The 3,223-nt window shown below is 54.4% G+C and carries 2 protein-coding genes; both read right to left on the bottom strand.

The annotated features are described in order from the left end of the window. Nucleotides 1–452: hypothetical protein (locus ADADOO_RS09280; RefSeq protein WP_511276953.1), on the bottom strand; the 452-nt coding region annotated here is incomplete at its 3' end. A gap of 11 nt (nucleotides 453–463) precedes the next feature. Further along, a complete protein-coding gene (locus ADADOO_RS09275) occupies nucleotides 464–2,980 on the bottom strand; it encodes a DotA/TraY family protein (RefSeq protein ID WP_511276951.1) in 2,517 nt (838 codons plus the stop codon). Between the last annotated feature and the right edge of the window lie 243 nt (nucleotides 2,981–3,223).

The following is a 3,223-nucleotide window of genomic DNA, read 5'->3' as shown; positions in this document are numbered from 1 at the left end:
GGAGAGGGAAAATCATGTGCGCGAAGAGTGGTCTCCAGCGCGTCAAGAATGTATGCAGTGGTTTGCGTCATCTGCTCGGTGAAGCGAGCATCACGATGGGGGGCAATGCGTAACTGTCCGCACTGCAGCGCTCGATCTGTGCGTGTAACGTAGCTGTGCGCAAAGCGTACTTTTTGATTGTTGTCGGACATTTTTAGCGTATCGACGGCTGCGCCGAGTGCCATGACCAGGCCATTTGTCAGTTCCTGCAACTCGTGTTTTTGTTTCGTGAGAGCCGCCAACTGGGCCTGTGCTTGCGCCACCCCTTCGTTGTAGCCGTGCTTGCGGCCTCGTGCGAAGCCATCCTCAAGTCCGTTTTGATAGCCTTCTGCCTCGCCCTGCCGGCGGCCGAGTGCTTTGCCTGCGTGGCCCATTGCTATCGCGGCGTCTTGGCTTTGCCAATAGTTATCCATGTATTCCTCCTCTAGACTGGCGTATCAGTGGATTGGCTTCCGCTAGGCTTCTTGCGGCCGGCGGATGCTGATTGGCGCTCGTTTAAGTCGACGAGTCCGGTGGGCGGGTTGTTATTGCCTATAGAAATTGGCGTGTTCGCGTTCGAACTGGCCGTGTCGTTGCTGGGAGCAGAGACACCTTGGCCCATCAGATCAGATGTCGCTGGAGCTACGCCCTGGTGGCCGGCATTAACCGGGGCGTTCGCCTGGTGACGGTTACGTGAGCCATTGGGTGATCCTCCGGGGCGGCCACCGCCACCGCCGGGTGCTGGCGACCCGCTACCTCCTTCGTCGGGAAGTCGGCGTTGTTGCCGGCCAGTTGAGGCGGTTTGCTGCAACGCAGTCATTGCAACTCCACCGCGAATATTGGCTGCGGCTTGATTAGAGCCAAGATCCTGTACGCCGACATTCAGCCAGGCGAGGACGCGATCCGGTAGCGCATTCGGTAGCCCGTAAATCATGTACAGCACAGGCAGTAGCACGATGCCAAACATAATTAACCACCACGCGAAAGTCAGGAATTCAACAAGAGCACCGGGGAAAAACCCGGTCGAAGTTACGACCGCGCCCCGCATCGAGAAGAATGCTTTTGCGATGAAATCAACGACGGGGTCAGCAACTAACATCGCCGCAAACAGACCGATCACGGTCAGTGCCGGTCGGACAAAAAGCGCCATCAACAGCAAATAGCCCTGAGCTTCGGACCCAACGAATGTTTGACTCGGGCGCGTGTGCATGATTGCCCACAGAGGGGCCGCAATCGTCGTCAGTAAGACTGCCAGCACCCAGCCGACCACGGCGACCATGAAGATGGCGTACGGCAAGGATGGAAGTAGTACAGAAAAATAAAATGCGAGCGGCTTGATATAAGACGAAAGCTCTTTGAGCTGGTCGACCGGCACGGCGATTACCCAGTCCCAGAGCGGATCGGTCACACCGCGGAAATCCGCTTTGTTGCCGAGCACTTCGACGCCGCCAACCGTGCCGACAACAATCCGGAGGGCCGTTACTCCGGTTTCCAGTGAAATCTTGGCAAGTTCGACGGAAGATAGAGCAAGCACAAGATAATCGCCGACCAATTTCATTCGCGACACCGCATCCACGTTGGCGCTTGAGCCGACCGCAATGTCGGTAACGCCATTCATCGTTGTATTGACTAGGGACCCGAACTTGCTGCCGACATCGTCTTTGATTGCTGCAACATTGAAATCGGAGGCTCCATCTTTCGGTAAGGAGCTACCGAAATCGGCCGCAGGGGCGGAATTAACGTCATAGCCTTTTCCGGGTGCCTCCGATTTTTTTATGATCGCCTCAGCGATCGTTGCCACACTACCTTTAAGCGTTTGCGCACGTGCATCAGAAGGTAGGCCGGATAGTGACGGTTCGGTTGCCGAGCCGGCCGGCTCTTTTATCAGGCCCGCGATTTCTTTTCGAATCGCACCGACGCGCTGATACCAGCCTCCGGCAGAGGCCCAGCCTTCGTCGGTCATGGCTGCGACGAAGGCATCAACACCGTTATTAATCGCAGCTTCGCCACTGCTTGCTTGCGTTGTCATCTGTGTGATGAGCGCATCTTCCCGTGTTCTTACAATGCTATTGAATTGCGCAGAGTCAACATTGTTCCAGCCTGTTTGGGTCCAGTCGCTGGGCATGGTGGCGACCCAGTTGTCCAGGTCTTGCATCAACTCGACAGCAGCAGAGGCTTTTGCTGCGCTGATTCCGCTGTGCAGGGTCGAGATTGCAACGGACGTTCCAGTCACTTCAGACGACGCAGCAGGTGTGTAAGTGCTGATCTTGACTGTGCCGCAAAACGGTTCGCCGCCTGCCAGGTTGGTAGCCGCGTTGCGATCTTTGATATAGAACGTGTAGTCAGTACGGCCGTCGACTGTTGTCACACGGTCAGCCTGCGCGTTATTTGCCATCACTGCCGGATTGCCGGCCGCGTCGGCATAGATGGTATTTGCTGAGCGGGCACAGTAAGCAATAGGCAAATATGCTTTCGCAAACTCGCGCAAACCGTACGTTGAGCCGGGGGTTGCGATAGATGTGGCAACAATCCCGTCCGCTTTCAGAATGCCAAGGGCAAGTCCGGACTTGTAGATCGACGAAGCGAATCCGGCACTCCACAGCGAGATCATCAGCACAAGCATTTGGATGAAGCTGTACCCGCTCGACGAGGGCAGAAGAACCCCCGCGCCCGCAACAATGCGAACAGGCGTCCAGACGGTGCTCCATGCCTTGCCCATCGCCTCACCGTCATTTGCCGTATTGATTGCACCCATCGCAATCACGTAGGCAATGATGATCGAACCAACTACCAGAACGCCACTATTGAACGTAACGAACATTGTGGCGAGCAAGTTGCTTGATGACTGAACAGTGTTGGGATCAGCGCCGCTGACAAGCACGTCAATAATCGGCCCGAAAATTTTGCGCAGCATCAGAACAGACTGATCGGTTGGGCTCGGCGAAAAAGGCATTGCGGACATCAGAACTCCGATTTGTTTTGCATGCGACAGACTACACCTTAATGTCATTAACAGATAAAATCAATTGTCTGTTTGCGGCTATGCGAATTTTTTTTAATGTACATACAGAACTTCACACAATGTTTAACACACTGTTTAACACATTGTTATAGATGGCTTTGACGTGCTTTAATAGTTTGGCGGCATTCGATGAAAAATGGATTTTTCTTAATGTGGAGTGGAGTATGGAAAATATGATTTACA

Origin of the sequence: Azonexus sp. (genome assembly GCF_036170495.1) — a bacterium.
Taxonomy (GTDB): domain Bacteria; phylum Pseudomonadota; class Gammaproteobacteria; order Burkholderiales; family Rhodocyclaceae; genus Azonexus.
This window is presented reverse-complemented; position numbering and strand designations above follow the sequence as displayed.